Here is a 17350-nt window from a genome sequence, read left to right as displayed (position 1 = left end):
AGCCACGGCACCAACAGCCTGCCTGAACGTCCTGGCCGGGTACACCTAGGGCGTGACCATGCCTGACTCGTAGGCGAAGATCGTCAGCTGGACGCGGTTGGTCACGTCGAGCTTCGCGAAGGTCCGCGTGATGTGGGTCTTCACGGTCGCCTCGCTGAGGAAGAGTTCGCCTGCGATGTCGGCATTGGACTTGCCCTGGGCGACGGCCGTGACAACCTCGCGTTCCCGTTCGGACAGTGCGCCCAGCTTGGTCAGGGCGCGCTGTCTGCGGGGGTTCGCGCGGGCGGCGACGAAGTGGCCGACCAGCTTGCGGGTGGTGCCGGGCGACAGCATGACGTCGCCCTTGGCGACTGTGCGAACGGCGGCGATGATCTCCTGGGGCGAGCCTTCCTTGAGGAGGAAGCCGCTCGCGCCGGCGGCGAGGGCGTCGAAGACGTACTCGTCGAGGTCGTAGGTGGTCAGCACCAGCACCTTGGGTGGGTCGGCCATGGCGGTCACGGCTCTGGTCGCGGCCAGGCCGTCCATGCGGCGCATGCGGATGTCCATGATCACCACGTCCGGAGACGTTGCCCGTACCCGGGCCACGGCTTCGTCGCCGTCGCTCGCCTCACCGGCCACCTCGATGTCCGCGGCGCTGGCGAGGATCATCGACAAACCGGTGCGCACGAGCGGGTCGTCGTCGACGAGCAGCACGCGCAGCTGAGTCACCGGGACATCGTAGGGTCACGCCGGAGGCCACGGGAGCCAGGCGCGCACGGCGAACGTGCCCTCCGGGGTCGGGCCCACGGATGCGTTGCCGCCCAACGCGGTCACGCGTTCCGAGATGCCGGTGAGACCCGTGCCCGCTCCGGAGTTCGGGGGTGCCGTGATCAGCGGGTTCACCACCTCCAGCGTCACGCCGGCGCCGGGGCCGCCGCGGATGGTCACGTCCGCGGCGGTGCCGGGAGCGTGGCGCAGGACATTGGTGAGTGACTCCTGCACTATCCGGTACACGGCCATGCCCAGTGGGGCGGGTGCGGAACCGGCCTGGTCGAGCAGGACGGTCAGGTTGACCGGCGCGCCTGCCTGCCTGGTCTCCGTGACCAGGGTCGGCAGGTCGGTCAGCGCGGGCGCGGGGCCGGACGACAGCTGGAAGTCCCTGCCGTCGCGGAGTACGCCGATCACCTGGCGCAGGTCGTCCAGTGACTGCTTGGCCGTCGTGCGCACGGTGCGGGCCGCGTCACCTGCCTTGGCGGGGGTGGTGACCTCCAGGGCACCTGCCTGCAGCGACAGGAGCGACAGGCGGTGGCCGAGCACATCGTGCATCTCGTGGGCGATGCGGGACCGTTCCTCCTGGCGGGTCATCTCGTCGCGCAGCGCGGCTTCGCTGAGTTCGCGTTGACGCAGGTCGGCGCGGGTGCCGCGGAGGATGCCGACCGTGAGCGGGATCGCTGTCACGACGGCCGCCGTCACGAGGACGCCGATGAGTTTGCCCGGCGGCTCGGCCGAGAGGAACACGCCCGCGGTGGTGACCTTCGGGTGCCAGCCCGCGTCGCGCCACACGGCGAGGGCCGTCACCGCGTAGGTGAGCCCGGCCGCCGGCCACAGCAGGAGGTCGCGCCGCGCGGCGGCGAAGGCGGCCAGCGCGATCAACGCGGCCATGGAGTCCGAGGCGAGCAGCGGCGGCACGAGCGCGATTCCGAGTACCAGCTCCGGTTTCTGGTGCCGCCAGCACAACATGACGGCGGCGCCGATCGCCGCGGCGAAGCTCAGGCCCGTCAGGACGGTCGGGTGCAGTGCGCGGGTGTCGGGGTCGTACCCGTCGGCGCCGAACACGTAGAAGCTGCTCACCACGCTGACCGCCACCGCGATCACGGTGATCACCACGCCGAGCACGCGCCGTCCCATGCGCAGAGCCTACGGACCACACGGACGCGCCTTCATCGACCGATCCTATGAGGTGGATTACGACAAAAGTCGTAACGGCTGACAGCGCACGAACGACGCGGTCACCGGGCCTTCATTGCTTGCATTCGCAGCAACACCTTCCCGAAAGGACTTCTCGTGACCCAGTACGCCCCGAACCCGCCGCAGCAGGCACCCGCGAAGCCAAGCAATGGCCTGGGCACCGCCGGTTTCGTCCTCGGCCTCATCGGGCTCCTGTTCTCGTTCATCCCGCTGATCGGTGTCGTGGCGTGGCCGCTGGTGATCCTCGGGATCATCTTCTCCGCCATCGGCATCAGCAAGGCCACCAAGGGCCGCGCCACCAACAAGGGCCTCGCGATCGCCGGTCTCGTCGTGTCCGTCGTCGGGCTCGTGGTCTGCATCCTCTGGGTGGCCGTGTGGAACAACGCCGTCGACGACATCAACGAAGAGGCGAACCGCGAAGTGGTGATCGTGTACGAGATCACCGGTGACGCGCCGAGCGCCGACGTGACGTACACGACCTTCGGCGACTCGATGACCACCAACCAGGAGACCGTGGCGGAACTGCCGTGGCGCAAGGAAGTCACGACCACCGGCATCGTCAAGGACGGTCAGCTGATCGTCACGACCGGCGCCGACGGCGGCAGCGTGACCTGCAAGCTGACCGTCGACGGCAAGGAGGTCAAGAGCGCGACCGCGTCCGGCGCGTTCGCGATGGCCACCTGCGACAGCATCTAGTCGATCTGGTCGCCCGAGGGGGCCTGCGGTCCGCCGGCCCCCTCGAAAACCGTCTCCAGCACGACGATCGTCTGCGTGCCGCTCACCCCGTCGATCGTGAAGAGCCTGCGCAGCACGTCCTGGAGCTGTTCCGTGGTGCCCGTGCGGATCTTCACCAGCAGCGACGCGGAGCCCGCGACGACGTGCGCCTCCTCCAGCTCCGGGATCGCCCGCAGGGCCGCGTGCACCGGCTCCTCCCCCATCCACGCGTTCGACTCGACGAGCACGAACGCCAGCACCGGCCTGCCGACCGCGACCGGGTCGACATCGATGGTCGTGCGGCGGATGACCCCGCGTTCTCGCAGCTTGCGCACCCGCTCATGCGCCGCCCCCGCCGACAGGCCAGCCAGCTTGCCGAGCGCCGCGTACGGCTGGGTGGCGTCCTCCCGGAGGGCCGCCAACAGAATCAGATCTAGCTCATCCACTTGTTCACCATATCTCATTCGGTACGATGGCGACTATGCTGAACACCATTCCGTCCGAGTTCACGCTCATGGACCAGCGGTTCGCCCGCCTCGACGGCGACTTCGTGGTCCGGCGGCTGCATACCGGCGCCCGCAAGTCCGAAGGCCCGGTGTACTTCCCCGCCGGCCGTTACCTGGTGTGGAGCGACATCCCGAACGAGCGGCTGCTGCGGTGGGACGAGACGTCCGGCACCGTCGGCGTGTTCCGCGAGAACACCGGCCACGCCAACGGGAACACGATCGACGGACAGGGCCGGTTGATCACCTGCGAGCAGGGCGCCCGGCGCGTGACCCGCACCGAACACGACGGCAGCGTCACGGTCCTCGCCACCCACTGGGAGGGGAAACGGCTCAACAGCCCCAATGACGTGGTCGCCCGCGCGGACGGCACGATCTGGTTCACCGACCCGGCGTACGGCATCGACGACGACTACGAGGGTCACCGCGCGGAGAGCGAGATCGGCGCGTGCCACGTGTACCGGCTCGACCCCGACGGCACGGTCACCGCCGTGGCCACGGACTTCAGCCGCCCCAACGGTCTCGCGTTCTCCCCCGACGAGCAGCGTCTGTACATCGTGGACACCCGTCAGGAGCCCAGTCACATCAGGGTGTTCGACGTGCTCGCGGACAACACGTTGAAGGGTGGCGAGATCTTCGCGGAGTGCGACTTCGGCCGCTTCGACGGCATCCGCCTCGACGACATGGGCCGCGTGTGGGCGGCGGCGTGGGACGGCGTGCACTGCTTCCACCCGGACGGCACGCTGCTCGGCAAGCTCCTGCTCCCCGAGTCGGTGTCGAACCTCGCGTTCGGCGGGCCGAGGCGCAACGACCTGTTCATCACCGCGGGCGGATCCCTGTACAGCCTGAAGGTGACCTTCACCGGCGCGCGTTACTGACGCCGGGCACCCGGCCACGGACCGGGCGCTGCCGAAGGCACCGACTCGTCAGTGGTCTCCGTCCAGTACAGCGTCAGGCCCCGCGCCTGGTAGTTCGCCAGCGCGGCGGGACCGTCGAGCGAGCAGGTGTGCACCCACACCCGTTCGCTGGTCAGTTCCCACGCCCGGCGCAGGCCCGTGGTCAGCAGGTGACCGCCGATGCCCTGCCCCACGAAGGCCGGGAGCAGTCCGAAGTAGGCGATCTCGACCTCACCGGCATGCGTGGCGGCGTCCAGTTCGACATACCCGGCGGGTGTTCCTCGCTGGTACGCCACCCATGTCTCCACCCCGGGCCGGGACAGCCAGTCGTGCCACTGCTGCCACGTCCACCCGAGACGGTCGATCCAGTGCCAGTCACCGCCGACCGAGGTGTAGAGGAACCGGTTGAGTTCCGGACTCACCACCTCGGCCCGCGTGACCGTCACCGGTGCGGGGCGAGCAGGACGCAGCTCGTCCGGGCTGCGCTGCTCGAGGTACCACGTCGTGATCTCCATGCCCCGATCATGCAGGTCAGGGCACGACCTCTACGACATCACCCGGCTGGAGGTCGCTGAAGTACGTCTGCGCCGCCGCGTTCGAGAGGTGGATGCAGCCGTGCGACTGGTCGCCAAGACTGCCCTCGTGGAACGCGATACCGCTCGTGGTGAAGAACACCGAGTACGGCATCGGCGCGTCGTACGCCCTGCTCCAGTGGTCGATGTCCTTGTAGGTCACCTGGAACGTACCCGGCGGTGTCTCATAACCCGGCTTGCCCGAGGTGATCGGCACGCCGCCGTAGGTCACGACGCCGTTGTCCATCAACCACGACGTGTTGGCGCTCAGGTCGATGCACGCGGCTGCCTGTGCGCTACACGGTGCCGCGGGCGCGGCTTGTGCGGTGGCGGGCAGTGCGAGCACCGCCGCCGTCCCCAACGCTGCCGAGCCCGCAGCCATCGCGAGATTCCTCCGCAGCTTCCCCATGATCAGTCCTCCCATCCGTCCACTCAGGACTCGTGTTCGGTACTGTCCTCGTCGGTTACCACTGCGGAGAGCCACGCAAACTTACAGCTTGGACAGGTCCACCGCCGCGGCCATCGCGCGGTAGCCTGCGTCGTTCGGGTGCAGGTGGTCGCCACTGTCGTAGGCGGGCAGCATGCGCAGCGGGTCGGCCGGGTCCTGGAGGGCCTTGTCGAAGTCGACGACCGCGTCGAACTCGTGGCTGTCGCGGATGAAGTCGTTGACGGCCTGCCGAGTCGCCTCGAGTGTCTCGTCCCAGACGCGCCAGCCCTTGAACGGCACGAGCGTGCCACCGATGACGCGGATGCCGTGGGCTTTCGCCTGCGCGATCACCTGCCGGTACGCGGAGATGATCTTCGCGGGATCGGTCTGGTGCGGGTCCTGCTGGATGTCGTTGATGCCCTCGAGCACGATCAGCGTGCGGACGTCACCCTGGCTGAGCACGTCGTCGGCGAGGCGGGCGAGCGCGTTGCGGCCGAAGGGGTGGCCGGGGTTGTCGAGCAGCAGCCGGTTGCCACCGATGCCGGCGTTGAGCACTCCGAGCCTGCCGCGCAGGCGGTCGGAGAGCAGGTCGGGCCAGCGGTTGTTGGCGTTCGTGGTGGAGCCGGAGCCGTCGGTGATCGAGTCGCCGAGGATCGCGACGGAGCCGCGTGCGGTCGACTGCACGTCCACGCCGCTGACGTAGTGCCAGACACCGGTCTGCTCGGTGAACGCGGCGCCGGACTCCTGGTCGGCGAAGTCGCCGTCGCGGGTGAAGAACGACGTCTGCGCGGCGAACGAGTGGTAGGTGACGGGGCCGGACGGGGTGGGCGTGTAGGTGGTGACGAGCAGGTCACCGTCGCGGGGCACGACGAGGTCGACGGGGTCGCTGAGGACCTCGGCGGCCGCGGGCACGACGACCTCGCGCTGGCCGCCGAAGGTGACCGTGCGCATGGTGCCGGGTTTCGCGGCGGGCGAGGTACCGGACTGGGCGACGGCGATGGTGACGTGGCCGAGCGTCAGCGGCGCCCTGCCGAAGGTGTTGGAGAGCCGCACCCGCGCCTTGTTGCCGCCGGCACTGGTGTGGATCACGTTGCGGATGGAGAAGTTCGGGTAGCCGTTCTCCGTGCCGGCGACCCCCGCACCGGGGGACGCGGCCCAGGTGCCGACCCAGCCGCCGGGCGCGTGCCCCTGGGTGGGGCTGGACGTGGCCGCGCTGGACGTGACGAGCGCTGCCGTGAGCACCGTGGCTCCGAGAACCAGTAACCGCCTCATGACGATCACGGTGACTTCCTGGCCAGCGCGGCGACAACCGCTGTCCGAGTGACGGGTTCGGTCACCGGGCGTGGCCGCCGGCCCCCGGAATCCACGCTACGGCACCGCACCGACAATTCCGGAGCGGCAGCGGGTGGTTGTCCACAGGTGGATCGGTTGTCCACAGCCCGGTTTCGTGGGCGGGTTTGTGTCGGTGGGCTCCGGTAGCGTGGTTCGAGGGGGCCGGAGGCCACGGCTCGGATCTCGAGCGTTGACAGCCTCATTGTTGATGTCTTGCCTTGGCACGGATCGAAAGTGCCGAGCTGGCTTGTCGGCGTCGTGCCCAACCGGGTGTGCCGGGTGGGTTCTTGTGGTGGACGTGGCGCAAGGAATGGCCTGCAAGGTCGTGGCCTGGATCCGTAGACCATCAAGTGACACAGGCGGCCCAGGGGGCTTGCCAGGCCGGTTCCTCTCAGATCTCGCGTTCCACCTCGGTGACGCTACTTCGCCTCCGTGAAGCCGGGTGGGATGACCGCTGTCAGGTTTGCGACGTTCTCCGGGGTCGGGGGCAGGTACGTCACGTCGAACGGGGTCGAGTTGGCCTGTTCCCACTCCCAGCGAACCGGGAGGTACGTCTCCGCGTCGACCCACAGGTTCAGGGGAACCTCGGCTTTTCGCGTGTCCCGGTGCAGCAGGATGGTCGGCTTGCCGTTGACCGGGTCACCGGGGCCCACCACCGTCAGGGTGCCGTTCTTCAGCGACTCCTGGATCTCCGCCGGGGTCCACACGTCGTCGTACTCGGGGGCGTTCGGTTCCACGCCGGGGAAGGCCCTGTAGGTGCCGGTGCTGTAGTCGACGAACACGTCCGCCACCGTGTCCCGGCTCAGGTCCACCACCGGATCGCCGTCGATGGTGACCCTCAGGCGGAAAGTGGTGCCGTCGGCCGCCAGCCAGCGTTCGTACAGCGCGGCCTGGCCCGGCTCGCTGTACTTGTCGCCCTTCGTCACCGTCGCGCTTTCGTAGATCACGTTGTCCAGCACCGCGTCCAGTGCCGACGCCGTTCGTTCCGCCGCGTGCGCCAGGTTGACCGGGTGGTGCTCCACGGTCGTCGTCGGGGGGTGTTGCGCCGTCGGCGTCGGGGAATGTTGCGCCGTCGGCGGGGTCTCCTCCGGTGGGGTCAGGACAACCACTGCCAGCACTGCCACCACTGCCGCCGCCACCGGGACGGCGACCAGCCAGCGGCGGGTGCGCCTCCTGCGGACCCGGGCGCGGACCGTGGACAGCAACGCGGCAGGCGCTGTCACGTCCGCCACCTCGTCGTGCAGCACCGCACGTACCTCGTTCAGCAACTGCTCGTCAGCGACCATGAACGTGCTCCGTGATCTTCAGTGCCTGACGCAGGCGGGTGACGGCCCTGCTCGTGTGTGCCTTGACCGTGCCCTCGGACATCCGCAGCGCCTCCGCGGTCTCCGCGACCGACAGGTCCGCGAAGAACCGCAGGACCATCACCTCGCGTTGCCGTCTCGGCAGGTCCGCGAGAGCGCTGCGCAGGGCGTCCCTGTCGACGACCGTGTCCGCGGGGTCCCGGCCGGCGGCCGCGTGGGTCGCGTCCGTGAGCTCCTGCTCGGTCACCCGTCTAATCGATCTCCGCCACCGGTCGCGGGCCAGGTTGAGCAGGACGCGGCGGACGTAGGCCTCCGGGTGGGACTGGACCGAACGCCAGCGCACCGCGAGCCGCAGCAACGCGGTCTGCAGCAGGTCCTCCGCGTGCCCGCGATCCCCCACCAGCAGCACGGCGGTCCGCAGCAGGGCGGTCGACCGGTCCAGTACGAACCGGTCGAAGTCGGCGTTCGGTTCTCGGTGCACGGACGGGTAGACGACGGCCGCCGCGACTAGGTTGACACGCATGACCACTGTCGCACTGCTGGGCACCGGGATCATGGGCGCGGGAATGGGGCGCAGCCTCGCCCGCGCGGGGCTCGACGTCACCGTGTGGAACCGGTCCGCCGACAAGGCCCGCGCGCTGGAGCTGCCGATCGCCGAGACCGCGGCGGACGCCGTGCGCGACAAGGACGTCGTGGTCACGATGCTGTTCGACGCCGAGTCGGTCGCCGCCGTCATGCGGGACGCGCTGCCCGGGATGCGGGCCGACGCCGTGTGGGTGCAGACCAGCACCGTCGGGCTCGAGGCCACCGCGGAGCTGGCCGGCCTCGCCGCGAAGCACGGGATCGCCTACGTGGACGCCCCCGTCCTCGGCACCCGCCAGCCCGCCGAGAACGGGCAGCTCACCGTCCTCGCGGCGGGCCCGGCCGCGGCGCGGGACCGCATCGCGCCGGTGCTGGACGCCATCAGCGCGAAGGTCGTGTGGGTCGGTGACGAACCGGGCGGCGGGCACCGGCTGAAGCTGGTCGCCAACGCGTGGGTGCTGTCGATCGTGGCCGCGACCGCGCAGAGCGTCGCGCTCGCCGAAGGGCTCGGGCTCGACCCGGCCCAGTTCCTCGGGCTGATCGAGGGCGGGCCGCTCGACTCCGGGTACGCGCAGCTCAAGGGCAAGGCCATGCTGTCCGGCGACTTCACCCCCGCGTTCGCGCTGAGCGGCGCCACCAAGGACGCGGGCCTGATCCGGGCCGCCGCGGCCGAGGCAGGTGTGGCGACCGGCCTGGTCGCGGCCATGGAGAAGCTGTTCGCGGCGGCCGGGGACCAGGACGACGACATGGCGGCGGTGATCCGGGCTGCTCGGCCCGCTTGAGCCGCTGTGCGATGCTCTATCCGGGATGACCGAACTGCCCCACCGCGTCGGTACCCGGACCGCGACGTCCCTGGTGGCGGACGTGCTGTCACGCGTTCCGGAGCTGACCGACGCCCTCGTCGCGCTGATCGCCGAGCAGAACCCGGGCTACCGCAGGGTGAACGTGGTCCCGAGGGAGGACCTCTGGCGCTCCTGCCACGACAACCTCACCCGCGTCCTGCAGCTGGTCTCACGCGCGGCCGGTGACAGCGCCGAGGACGAACCCCGCGACCCGGACCTCTACGACGCGGCCCGCGCGACCGGACGGCAGCGCGCACAGCAGCGGATGCCGCTCGACGACGTGCTGCGCTCGTTCCGGCTCGGCGGGCGGCTCGTGTGGGAGGCGCTGATCCACCGGGCCCGCGCCGGTGAGCTCGCCGACCCGGACGAGCTGCTGGACCTCGCGTCGTGGGTGTGGACGGTCGTCGACGACACGTCCGCGCAGGTCGCGATCGCCTACCACGCGACGGAGCGCGAGCTGGTGCGCGTCGACGAGCAGCGGCGGGCCACGCTGTGGGAGGGCCTGCTGCACGGCCGTGCGAAGGACCCGGCGTTCGCGCTGCAGGCGGCGCAGAGCATCGGCGTGCCGGTCGACGGGCCGTACGCGGTGGTCGTGCTCGACCGCGGCGACATCACCGGCACGGGTGACGACCGGACCGGCGCAGCGCTGGAGTGCAAGCTCGCGGACGCCGGGATCGTGTCGGTCTGGCAGGCGCGGTCGAACACGCTGGTCGGGCTGCTCGCGATCGGCGACACCACCGTCGCGTTGCGGGTGCTGCGGGAGAACGCGCCGTCACCTGCCGGCCTGTCGATGACGGTCCCGACGCTGGCGCAGGTCAGCACCGCCTACGAGCAGGCCGTGCTGGCCCGCAACACGGTGCCGCCCGGGCGGGTGGAGGTGGCCGCGCTGGCCGACCGGTTGCCGGAGGCGCTGCTGCTCAGCTCCCCCGCGCTGGCCGAGGCACTGATCGAGCGGCGGCTGGGCCCGTTGCTGAAGGTGCCGCTGGCCGAGCGGCGGCTCCTGCTCGACACGCTCAACTCGTGGCTGCGGACGGGCGGGTCGATCAACCAGACCGCGAACGCCGTGCACTGCCACCGGAACACGGTGATCAACCGGCTGCGGCGCATCGAGTCCATCACCGGCCTCGACCTGGCGAACACGTCCGCGCACCTCGAACTGTCGCTGGCGCTGCGGGCGTCGTGGCTGTTGCCGCCGGGACCACTCGCCTGAGCCGGGGAGCGCAGCGACCAAATACAACACTGTGCACGGTGCACAACGGATAGGTCCAAACGTAGGCACGGCGTTCCTTCTCCTGCCGCGTGTGACGTGACACACTCCGCTGCACCCAGTCGCTGAACCGCCACTCAGCGTGCCGCTTTCCTTGCGAGGACCCCATGGCAGAACAGAGTCGTTCGCCCGAGAACCCCACTCGCCGGCGCTTCCTCGGCTACCTCATCGCCGCCCCGACGCTCGCGGTCGGCGTGACCTGGGCCGCGGGCGGTCTCGGTGAGGACGCCGCCGAGGCCGCGATCCCGTCACCGCCGCAGCCAGAGGACCTCTTCGACCTCGGTGACCTGCAGAACCTGGCCGCGCTGCCGACGTCGGGCCTGATCGCCGTGCAGGTGAACGAGGACGGCACCGCCTCGTTCGCGCTGCACCGCTGCGAGGTCGGCCAGGGCATCACCACGACTGTCGCCATGTTGATCGCCGAGGAGCTGGACCTCCCCGTCGAGAAGATCAACGTCACGCTGTCCGACGCGCGGCCCGAGCTGCTGATGAACCAGCTCACCGGCGGTTCCAACTCGGTGCGCAGCATCTACACCCCGGTCCGCACCGCGTCCGCGATCGCGCGGCAGCAGCTGGTCAGGACCGCGGCCGCGCGGTGGGGCGTGCCGGAGAACGAGGTCGCGACCCGCGACGGCGTGCTGTCCCACAAGAGCGGCAGGACCGCGACGTACGGGTCGCTGGCGACCGCCGCCGCGAGCGACCGGACCATCCAGGTGACCGTGGACCTCAAGGCGGCGGCCGACTTCCGGGTGCTGGGCAAGCCGCACAACCGGATCGACGCGCGCGACATCGTGACCGGCCGCAAGCAGTTCGGCATGGACCTGCGGGTGCCGGACGCGAAGCCGTGCATGGTGCGCAGGCCGCCGACGATCAACGGCACGGTCAGGACCGTGCACAACATGGCCGAGGTGAAGGCCATGCCGGGCATCACCGACGTCGCGGTCGTCACCTACGGCGTCGCCGTGCGGGGCGAGACGTTCGGCCAGTGCATCGACGCGTTGCGGGCCCTCGAAGTGGACTGGCGGCCGGGCACCGTGGCGGGTGAGTCGGACGCGACGGTGCTCGCGAAGCTCAAGAAGGCGCAGCTCCCGATGGCAGTGCCGCCGCTGGGGTCGATCTCGGTCGACGCCGAGTTCACGTTCGCGTTCGCCTCCAACGCGCCGCTCGAGCCGGACAACGCGATCGCCGACGTGCGGTCCGACCGCGCGGAGATCTGGTCGACGCTGAAGGTGCCGATCGACGCGCAGCAGGACATCGCGCGGCAGCTGGGCCTGCCGCAGGACAAGGTGGTCGTGCACGTGGTGCCGGGCGGCGGCTCGTTCGGGCGGCACCTGTTCCACGACGTGGCCGCCGAGGCCGCGGAGATCTCGCAGAAGATGGGCAAGCCGGTCAAGCTGTCCTGGTCCCGCACCGACGACTTCCGGCAGGGCCGCACGCACCCGATGAGCGTGTCGAAGGTCCGCGCCACCTACCTGCTGGGCAACGTGCTGACCTACGAGCAGCGGCACGCCAGCACCGAGACCGACTTCAGCCACGGCCTCGGCGAGATGATCACGTCGACCGCGGCGGAGCTGCCGATCGCGGGCAACTACTCGTTCGCGCAGACCGTCTTCCTGCTGAGCCAGTCGGTGCCGTACAACTTCGGCGTCGTCACCCAGCTGCTGAACGAGATCCCGCTCAAGTTCAACACCGGCAGCATGCGCAACATCTACTCCCCCAACGTGGTCACCGCGATGGAGCTGGTGGTCGACCGGCTGGCGGCGAAGATGCGCAAGGACCCGGTCGCGTTCCGCCGCGAGTTCCTCAAGGACAAGCGGCTGCGCGCGGTGCTGGACAAGGCCGTCGAGGTCGGCCAGTGGGGCAGGACGATGCCGAAGGGCACGGCGCAGGGGATCGCGCTGCACGCCGAGTACCGCGGCGCGGTGGCGATGCTGCTGGAGATCGACTGCCGGCCGGAGATCGTGAACCGGCCCATCGAGCACGGCGTCACCGGCCCGAGGGTCACGAAGGCGACGATCGTGGTGGACGCGGGGTTGCCGCTCAACCCGCGTGGTCTGGAAGCGCAGATGATCGGCTGCCTCAACGACGGCATCGCGCTCGCACTGACGTCGAGCCTGCACATCAAGGACGGCATCCCGCTGGAAGGCAGTTGGGACGACTACTTCTACACCCGGCAGTGGAACACGCCACCCGAGGTGGAGGTGGTCGTGCTGCCGCCGACCAGCGACACCCCGAGCGGCGCCGGTGAGCTGGGTGTCGCGCCCGCGTTCGCGGCGACGGCCTGCGCGTACGCCCGCGCCACCGGCACGATGCCGACGAGCTTCCCGATCAACCACGGAACGCTGGGCTTCGAGCCGTTCCCGCTGCAGCCCTCCACCCCGCAGTCGCCGACCGACGGCCTCGACCACACGTTCTGACAAGGAGACTTCCCGTGCCACAACACACGTTCACGCTGAACGGCACCCAGGTCACCGTCGAGGTCGCCGACGACGTGCGGCTGCTGTGGGTGCTGCGCGACATCCTCGGCGTGATGGGCCCGAAGTACGGCTGCGGGCTGAACGTCTGCAAGTCGTGCACCTCGCACATCAACGGCAAGGCGTTCAACCCGTGCGCGGTGCCGGTGTCGCAGATCAAGGAGTCGGACGAGATCACCACCATCGAGGGCCTGCCCGCGACGGTGGGCCGCGAGCTGCACCCGATGCAGGAGGCGTGGCTGGAGGAGGACGTCTCGCAGTGCGGCTACTGCCAGCCGGGCCAGATCATGGCGGCGGTGGCGCTGGTGCGCAAGGTCCGCGAGGAGGGCCGCGCGATCACCGACGACGATCTCGACGGGCTGCGCAACATCTGCCGCTGCGGCACCTACCAGCGGATCCGGACCGCGATCAAGAAGGGCGAGTCGCGGATGTAGTCACCTGTCCAGGACGCGGCGTTTGGCCTGTTCGAACTCCGCGTCCGTCAGGTGGCCTTCGGCGTGCAGGGCGGCGAGGCGTGTCAGCTCGGTGGACAGCGAGTCTCCGCTGTCGGCGCTGGCCGTGCTGCCTGTGCCAACCGTGCCGGTCTTGCTGTTCGTGGTCAGCACCGGCTGCTTCCCCGGCGCGGGCCGGGCCCGGGACGGGTCGCGCACCAGGTAGTACGCGCGGACCGGCTGCCCACGCAGCTGCTCGGGCGCCCGCACGCGGACCGCGTGCTTGCGACCGTCGTGGTCGGTGAACGCCAGCGTCGCCGTCCCGTCGCGGAAGTCGTCCAGCTCCGCCGGCACGCGCTCCCAGCCCAGGAGCCGCCACGTGGGTCCGGGCAGGCGCCACTCGATCACCAGCCCGAGGACCGCGATGAGCCCGCCCACGATGGCGAAGGTCCGCCAGAAGCCGACCTGATCGGACAGCACCTCGACCTGGTGATCCGCGAACGCCGCCTCCCAGCCCGCGACCATGGCCAGGGCCGCGACCGCGAGCACCAGCCCGATCCCGGCGACCCGCAGCACCGTCGCGAGCAGGACCAGGGCCACGACCGCGAGCGCGACGCCCGCGACCACGAGCATCGCCCGCGCGTCGTTCGTGCCGCATTCGCCGTTGCCGTAGCAGTTCCACTCGATGTCGTCGGACACGTAGGCCCAGTGCCGCAGCACGAACCACGCGCCTGCCGCGGCCAGCACGCCGATGACGAGGCGGATCTTCATGCCGGGAGTATCGCTCGCCGGGCCGCGTTCGCGACGCCACCATATGATCACGGGGTGACCACGGTCTCGCGACGGGAAGGGGTGCTGCTCGTCGGCGTCGTCGTCGCGGCGCTGGTCTGGTCGGCGATCGGCGCGAAGAGCCTCGGCACGTGGGCCCTCGAAGTGGTCTGGATCTTCCTCGGCGCGCCGCTGGTGCTGGTGTTCCGGCGGCGCTTCCCGCTGACCCCGCTCGTGTGCCGGCTCCTGGTCTTCCACGCGATCGTGCTCTGTTACGGCGGCCACTACACGTACGCGGAAACCCCGCTCGGCGACTGGTTCCGCGACCGGTTCGACCTGGACCGCAACCACTACGACCGCTTCGCCCACTTCGTGCAGGGCTTCGTCCCCGCGATCCTGGTGCGGGAGCTGTTGCTGCGCCTCACTCCCCTGCGTCGCGGCGGGTGGACGTTCACGCTCACGGCCGCCGTGTGCCTGTCGATCTCCACGTGCTTCGAGTTCGTCGAGTGGGCGTCGGCGCTGCTCCTCGGCGCGGGCGCGGACGCCTTCCTCGCCACACAGGGGGATGTGTGGGACACGCAGTGGGACATGTTCCTGGCGCTGTGCGGTGCGTTGCTGGCGCAGCTACTGCTCCGTCGTGTGCACGACCGGCAACTCGGGTTCTGACCGCCGCTGCGCGGGGACGGCCGTCCGCTCGCGGACGGCCGCGATCAGGAACGCGGCCACCAGCGTCAGCCCGCCCGCGACGACGAGCGCCCAGTGCAGTCCGGTGGTGAAACCGGCGTCGAGGTTGGCGTTGACGATCGCGCCGAGGGCGGCGATGCCGAGCGCGGTGCCGGTCTGGCGCGCGGCGTTGACGGTCGCCGCCGCGGTGCCGGATCGTTCGCGGCCCACGGCCGACACGCCAGCCGAGTTGGTCGTCGTGATCGCGAAACCCATGCCCACGCCCAGGATCGCGAACAGGACGCCGATGAGCGGGTACGCCGTGTCCGGCTGGACCACCAGCAGTGACAGCAGTCCGCCGCCGATCAGCGTGTAGCCGGTGAGCATCACGCGGTTGCCGCCGATGCGGCCGCCGAGTACCGAGCCCACTGCGATGCCGAGGGAGTACGGCAGGAACCGCACGCCCGTCTCCGCCGCCGACGCGCCCTGGACCTGTTGCAAGAACAGGGAAAGGAGGTAGAAGCTGCCGTACGCGCCGAACCCGAGCGCGAACGAGGAGAACGTGACGACCGCGAACCGCGGCCGCGCGAACAGGCCGGCGGGGAGGATCGGCCGGGCGACCCGCCGTTCCACCACGACGAACGCGGCGAAGAGCGCGGCGGCGACGGCGAGCAGCGACAGGATCAGCGGTGAGCCCCAGCCGCGGTGCCCGGCCTCCAGCACCGCGTACGTCAGCGCCGCGAGCCAGCCGATCGCGAGGACCTGTCCCGCTGGGTCGGCGCCCGCGTGCGCGGGGTCGCTGCTCTCCCTGATGCCCCGCAGCCCGGCGACGATCGCGATCGCGCCGAGCGGCAGGTTCACGAGGAAGATCGCCGGCCAGCCGAACACGTCGGTCAGCACGCCGCCGACGAGCGGTCCGACGACCACGGCGAGCGCGACGCACGCACCCCACAGGCCGATCATCCGCGCCTGCTGCCGCTTGTCGGGAAACCCTTGCACCAGCAGGGAAAGCGCACCGGGCGCGACGGCCGCCGCGCCGACGCCCTGCACGAGCCTGCCGAGGATGAGAACCGTGGTGGTCGGCGCGACCGCGCACAGGAGCGAGCCGAGCACGAAGACGCCCAAACCGCCGAGGTACAGGCGTTTCCTGCCGTAGCGGTCGGCGAGGGAGCCGCCGGTGAGGATCAGTGCGGACAGGCACAGGGTGTAGCTGTCGACGACCCATTGGACGGTGCTGAACCCGGCCGACAGGTCGTGCTGCATCGCGGGCAGGGCGACGTTGACGACGCTCACGTCGAGCAGCGACATGAACGTGCCGAGGAAGACCGCGAGCACCATCCGACCACGGGATCACGCGGCGATCGAGGAGCGCTGGAGACTAGGCCCGGAAGTGGTCCGCCAGGTCGAGGGTGGCCGGGTCGGCCCAGGTGAAGTCGTCGTGCTCGCCGTCGTTGAGGACCACGTCGTGCGTGGCGTCTTCCTGGACGTCGAAGACGCGGGCGTGGATGCGGAGGTCCTTGCCGCCGATGTCCATCCACGTGTGGCGGCCACGTTCGCCGGCGATCCGGACGGTGAGGCCGGTCTCCTCGGCCACCTCGCGGACGGCGGCGGTCTCGTGCGGCTCGCCGGGCTCGACCGTGCCGCCGGGCAACTCCCACTGCCCGGCCCGGAAAACCCCTGGAGAGCGGTGCAGGAACAACACGGCACCGTCCCGCACGACACGGCAGTAGACGAGGTGTTTCTCGGCGGTCTCCCCCATGCGCGGAGCCTACTGCCACTCACAGCTTGACCGGTCCACCCCGGCCCATCACTCACCGCGACTACTTGACTGCGGAACAAATATGGTCTAAACCAGATATGTGGTCTAGACCACATCTCCGGAACACCCCTGCTTCCCGGGAGATTGGTATGAGCCTGAAACGAAAACTGGTCATGTTCGCGTCCGCCGCCACCATCGCGCCGTTGGGGCTCGTGGTATTGCCGGCGGCTACCGCGAACGCGCACGGTTACATCTCGACGCCCCCGTCCAGGCAGGCGCAGTGCGCTCAGGGCACCGTGTCCTGCGGTGACATCAAGTGGGAGCCGCAGTCCGTCGAAGGGCCGAAGGGCCTGCGGAACTGCCACGGCAACGTCGGCCGGTTCGCCGAGCTGAGCGATGACGGCAAGGGCTGGCGGGCGACGTCGGTCGGGCAGACGGTCACGTTCACGTGGACGTTCACCGCCCGGCACTCGACGAGCAACTTCCAGTACTACCTCGGCAACACGAAGGTCGCGGAGTTCTCGGGCAACAACCAGCAGCCGCCGCCCACCCTGTCGCACACCGTGAACCTCGGTGGCGCGTCCGGCAGGCAGAAGCTGCTGGCGGTGTGGAACATCGCGGACACCCCGAACGCGTTCTACGCGTGCGTCGACCTGCAGGTCGGTGGCCGGGCAGCCCCCGAGGCGCCCGCACCGGCGCTGCCCGCGGAGCAGCCCGCGAGCGGCACCTGGGCCAGTGGCACGTCCTACCCTGCCGGTTCGGAGGTGACCTACAACGGCACCACGTACCGGTCCACGCAGAGCCACACGGCACTGCCGGGCTGGGAGCCTGCGAGTACCCCTGCGCTCTGGCAGGCAGAGTGACCCGGT

At 70.1% G+C, this 17350-nt stretch carries 19 protein-coding genes; 8 read left to right on the top strand and 11 right to left on the bottom strand.

Annotation, left to right across the window (positions count from 1 at the left end):
• Nucleotides 1-45: 45 nt before the first annotated feature.
• Entirely contained in the window at nucleotides 46-693 is a 648-nt protein-coding gene (locus FHR82_RS18580) for a response regulator transcription factor (RefSeq protein WP_184812439.1), read from the bottom strand.
• Between the two features lie 30 nt (nucleotides 694-723).
• Nucleotides 724-1887: a sensor histidine kinase gene (locus tag FHR82_RS18575; protein WP_184811731.1), complete on the bottom strand. Its 1164-nt coding sequence runs from the start codon at nucleotides 1885-1887 to the stop codon at nucleotides 724-726.
• Between the two features lie 156 nt (nucleotides 1888-2043).
• Here FHR82_RS18575 and FHR82_RS18570 point away from each other — a divergent pair, with 156 nt between their 5' ends.
• On the top strand, nucleotides 2044-2643 hold the full coding sequence (locus tag FHR82_RS18570) for an MmpS family transport accessory protein (protein ID WP_184811730.1): 600 nt from the start codon (nucleotides 2044-2046) through the stop codon (nucleotides 2641-2643).
• On the opposite strand, the gene FHR82_RS18565 is transcribed toward FHR82_RS18570, so the two are convergent.
• Complete coding sequence (locus FHR82_RS18565; RefSeq protein ID WP_311771156.1) at nucleotides 2640-3107, bottom strand: Lrp/AsnC family transcriptional regulator; 468 nt, start codon at nucleotides 3105-3107, stop codon at nucleotides 2640-2642. The two genes, FHR82_RS18570 and FHR82_RS18565, sit on opposite strands and share 4 nt — an antisense overlap.
• A gap of 35 nt (nucleotides 3108-3142) precedes the next feature.
• On the opposite strand from FHR82_RS18565, the gene FHR82_RS18560 reads away from it, so the two are divergent.
• Nucleotides 3143-4042 carry an SMP-30/gluconolactonase/LRE family protein gene (locus tag FHR82_RS18560; protein ID WP_184811728.1) on the top strand — a complete coding sequence of 300 codons (900 nt, stop codon included), beginning with the start codon at nucleotides 3143-3145 and terminating at the stop codon, nucleotides 4040-4042.
• On the opposite strand, the gene FHR82_RS18555 is transcribed toward FHR82_RS18560, so the two are convergent.
• The 5 genes from FHR82_RS18555 to FHR82_RS18535 all read right to left on the bottom strand — a co-directional run bounded on the left by FHR82_RS18555 (nucleotide 4036) and on the right by FHR82_RS18535 (nucleotide 8218).
• The gene (locus tag FHR82_RS18555) at nucleotides 4036-4575 is read right to left on the bottom strand and encodes a GNAT family N-acetyltransferase (RefSeq protein WP_184811727.1); all 540 of its coding nucleotides are present in this window, start codon (nucleotides 4573-4575) and stop codon (nucleotides 4036-4038) included. The two genes, FHR82_RS18560 and FHR82_RS18555, sit on opposite strands and share 7 nt — an antisense overlap.
• Before the next feature lie 16 nt (nucleotides 4576-4591).
• Entirely contained in the window at nucleotides 4592-5041 is a 450-nt protein-coding gene (locus FHR82_RS18550) for a L,D-transpeptidase (protein WP_184811726.1), read from the bottom strand.
• Between the two features lie 81 nt (nucleotides 5042-5122).
• Nucleotides 5123-6331, bottom strand: coding sequence for an SGNH/GDSL hydrolase family protein (locus FHR82_RS18545; protein WP_184811725.1), 1209 nt, complete (start codon nucleotides 6329-6331; stop codon nucleotides 5123-5125).
• Between the two features lie 479 nt (nucleotides 6332-6810).
• Nucleotides 6811-7677: a hypothetical protein gene (locus tag FHR82_RS18540; protein ID WP_184811724.1), complete on the bottom strand. Its 867-nt coding sequence runs from the start codon at nucleotides 7675-7677 to the stop codon at nucleotides 6811-6813.
• Entirely contained in the window at nucleotides 7667-8218 is a 552-nt protein-coding gene (locus tag FHR82_RS18535) for a SigE family RNA polymerase sigma factor (RefSeq protein ID WP_184811723.1), read from the bottom strand. The genes FHR82_RS18540 and FHR82_RS18535 overlap by 11 nt, the downstream gene beginning before the upstream one ends.
• Between FHR82_RS18535 and FHR82_RS18530 the strand changes: the two genes are divergently transcribed.
• The 4 genes from FHR82_RS18530 (at nucleotide 8217) to FHR82_RS18515 (ending at nucleotide 13294) form a co-directional block, all read left to right on the top strand.
• On the top strand, nucleotides 8217-9059 hold the full coding sequence (locus FHR82_RS18530; RefSeq protein ID WP_184811722.1) for an NAD(P)-dependent oxidoreductase: 843 nt from the start codon (nucleotides 8217-8219) through the stop codon (nucleotides 9057-9059). The genes FHR82_RS18535 and FHR82_RS18530 overlap by 2 nt on opposite strands.
• A gap of 25 nt (nucleotides 9060-9084) precedes the next feature.
• Nucleotides 9085-10329: a PucR family transcriptional regulator gene (locus tag FHR82_RS18525; protein WP_184811721.1), complete on the top strand. Its 1245-nt coding sequence runs from the start codon at nucleotides 9085-9087 to the stop codon at nucleotides 10327-10329.
• A gap of 164 nt (nucleotides 10330-10493) precedes the next feature.
• A complete protein-coding gene (locus FHR82_RS18520) occupies nucleotides 10494-12803 on the top strand; it encodes a molybdopterin cofactor-binding domain-containing protein (protein WP_184811720.1) in 2310 nt (769 codons plus the stop codon).
• A gap of 14 nt (nucleotides 12804-12817) precedes the next feature.
• The gene (locus tag FHR82_RS18515; protein ID WP_184811719.1) at nucleotides 12818-13294 is read left to right on the top strand and encodes a (2Fe-2S)-binding protein; all 477 of its coding nucleotides are present in this window, start codon (nucleotides 12818-12820) and stop codon (nucleotides 13292-13294) included.
• On the opposite strand, the gene FHR82_RS18510 is transcribed toward FHR82_RS18515, so the two are convergent.
• Nucleotides 13295-14062, bottom strand: a complete 768-nt coding sequence (locus FHR82_RS18510; protein WP_221463994.1) for an SHOCT domain-containing protein — start codon at nucleotides 14060-14062, stop codon at nucleotides 13295-13297.
• Between the two features lie 54 nt (nucleotides 14063-14116).
• Here FHR82_RS18510 and FHR82_RS18505 point away from each other — a divergent pair, with 54 nt between their 5' ends.
• Nucleotides 14117-14725, top strand: a complete 609-nt coding sequence (locus FHR82_RS18505; protein WP_184811718.1) for a DUF2238 domain-containing protein — start codon at nucleotides 14117-14119, stop codon at nucleotides 14723-14725.
• On the opposite strand, the gene FHR82_RS18500 is transcribed toward FHR82_RS18505, so the two are convergent.
• Complete coding sequence (locus FHR82_RS18500) at nucleotides 14684-16060, bottom strand: MFS transporter (protein WP_184811717.1); 1377 nt, start codon at nucleotides 16058-16060, stop codon at nucleotides 14684-14686. The genes FHR82_RS18505 and FHR82_RS18500 overlap by 42 nt on opposite strands.
• 40 nt (nucleotides 16061-16100) lie before the next feature.
• Nucleotides 16101-16481: an NUDIX hydrolase gene (locus FHR82_RS18495; RefSeq protein ID WP_184811716.1), complete on the bottom strand. Its 381-nt coding sequence runs from the start codon at nucleotides 16479-16481 to the stop codon at nucleotides 16101-16103.
• Nucleotides 16482-16630: 149 nt separating this feature from the next.
• Between FHR82_RS18495 and FHR82_RS18490 the strand changes: the two genes are divergently transcribed.
• A complete protein-coding gene (locus FHR82_RS18490) occupies nucleotides 16631-17344 on the top strand; it encodes a lytic polysaccharide monooxygenase (RefSeq protein WP_184811715.1) in 714 nt (237 codons plus the stop codon).
• The last annotated feature ends 6 nt before the right edge of the window (nucleotides 17345-17350 follow it).

The sequence above is a fragment of the Actinophytocola algeriensis genome (assembly GCF_014203735.1).
GTDB lineage: Bacteria > Actinomycetota > Actinomycetes > Mycobacteriales > Pseudonocardiaceae > Actinophytocola > Actinophytocola algeriensis.
The sequence above is the reverse complement of the archived record's forward strand: the minus strand, read 5'-3'. Positions and strand labels throughout refer to the sequence as shown.

Bases quoted from the DNA above. Each gene is read 5' to 3' on its own strand.
- FHR82_RS18575 (WP_184811731.1), bottom strand. From the start codon at position 1,887: ATGGGACGGCGCGTGCTCGGCGTGGTGATCACCGTGATCGCGGTGGCG.
- FHR82_RS18560 (WP_184811728.1), top strand. From the start codon at position 3,143: ATGCTGAACACCATTCCGTCCGAGTTCACGCTCATGGACCAGCGGTTC.
- FHR82_RS18555 (WP_184811727.1), bottom strand. From the start codon at position 4,575: ATGGAGATCACGACGTGGTACCTCGAGCAGCGCAGCCCGGACGAGCTG.
- FHR82_RS18550 (WP_184811726.1), bottom strand. From the start codon at position 5,041: ATGGGGAAGCTGCGGAGGAATCTCGCGATGGCTGCGGGCTCGGCAGCG.
- FHR82_RS18545 (WP_184811725.1), bottom strand. From the start codon at position 6,331: ATGAGGCGGTTACTGGTTCTCGGAGCCACGGTGCTCACGGCAGCGCTC.
- FHR82_RS18540 (WP_184811724.1), bottom strand. From the start codon at position 7,677: ATGGTCGCTGACGAGCAGTTGCTGAACGAGGTACGTGCGGTGCTGCAC.
- FHR82_RS18530 (WP_184811722.1), top strand. From the start codon at position 8,217: ATGACCACTGTCGCACTGCTGGGCACCGGGATCATGGGCGCGGGAATG.
- FHR82_RS18535 (WP_184811723.1), bottom strand. From the start codon at position 8,218: ATGCGTGTCAACCTAGTCGCGGCGGCCGTCGTCTACCCGTCCGTGCAC.
- FHR82_RS18525 (WP_184811721.1), top strand. From the start codon at position 9,085: ATGACCGAACTGCCCCACCGCGTCGGTACCCGGACCGCGACGTCCCTG.
- FHR82_RS18520 (WP_184811720.1), top strand. From the start codon at position 10,494: ATGGCAGAACAGAGTCGTTCGCCCGAGAACCCCACTCGCCGGCGCTTC.
- FHR82_RS18510 (WP_221463994.1), bottom strand. From the start codon at position 14,062: ATGAAGATCCGCCTCGTCATCGGCGTGCTGGCCGCGGCAGGCGCGTGG.
- FHR82_RS18500 (WP_184811717.1), bottom strand. From the start codon at position 16,060: ATGGTGCTCGCGGTCTTCCTCGGCACGTTCATGTCGCTGCTCGACGTG.
- FHR82_RS18495 (WP_184811716.1), bottom strand. From the start codon at position 16,481: ATGGGGGAGACCGCCGAGAAACACCTCGTCTACTGCCGTGTCGTGCGG.
- FHR82_RS18490 (WP_184811715.1), top strand. From the start codon at position 16,631: ATGAGCCTGAAACGAAAACTGGTCATGTTCGCGTCCGCCGCCACCATC.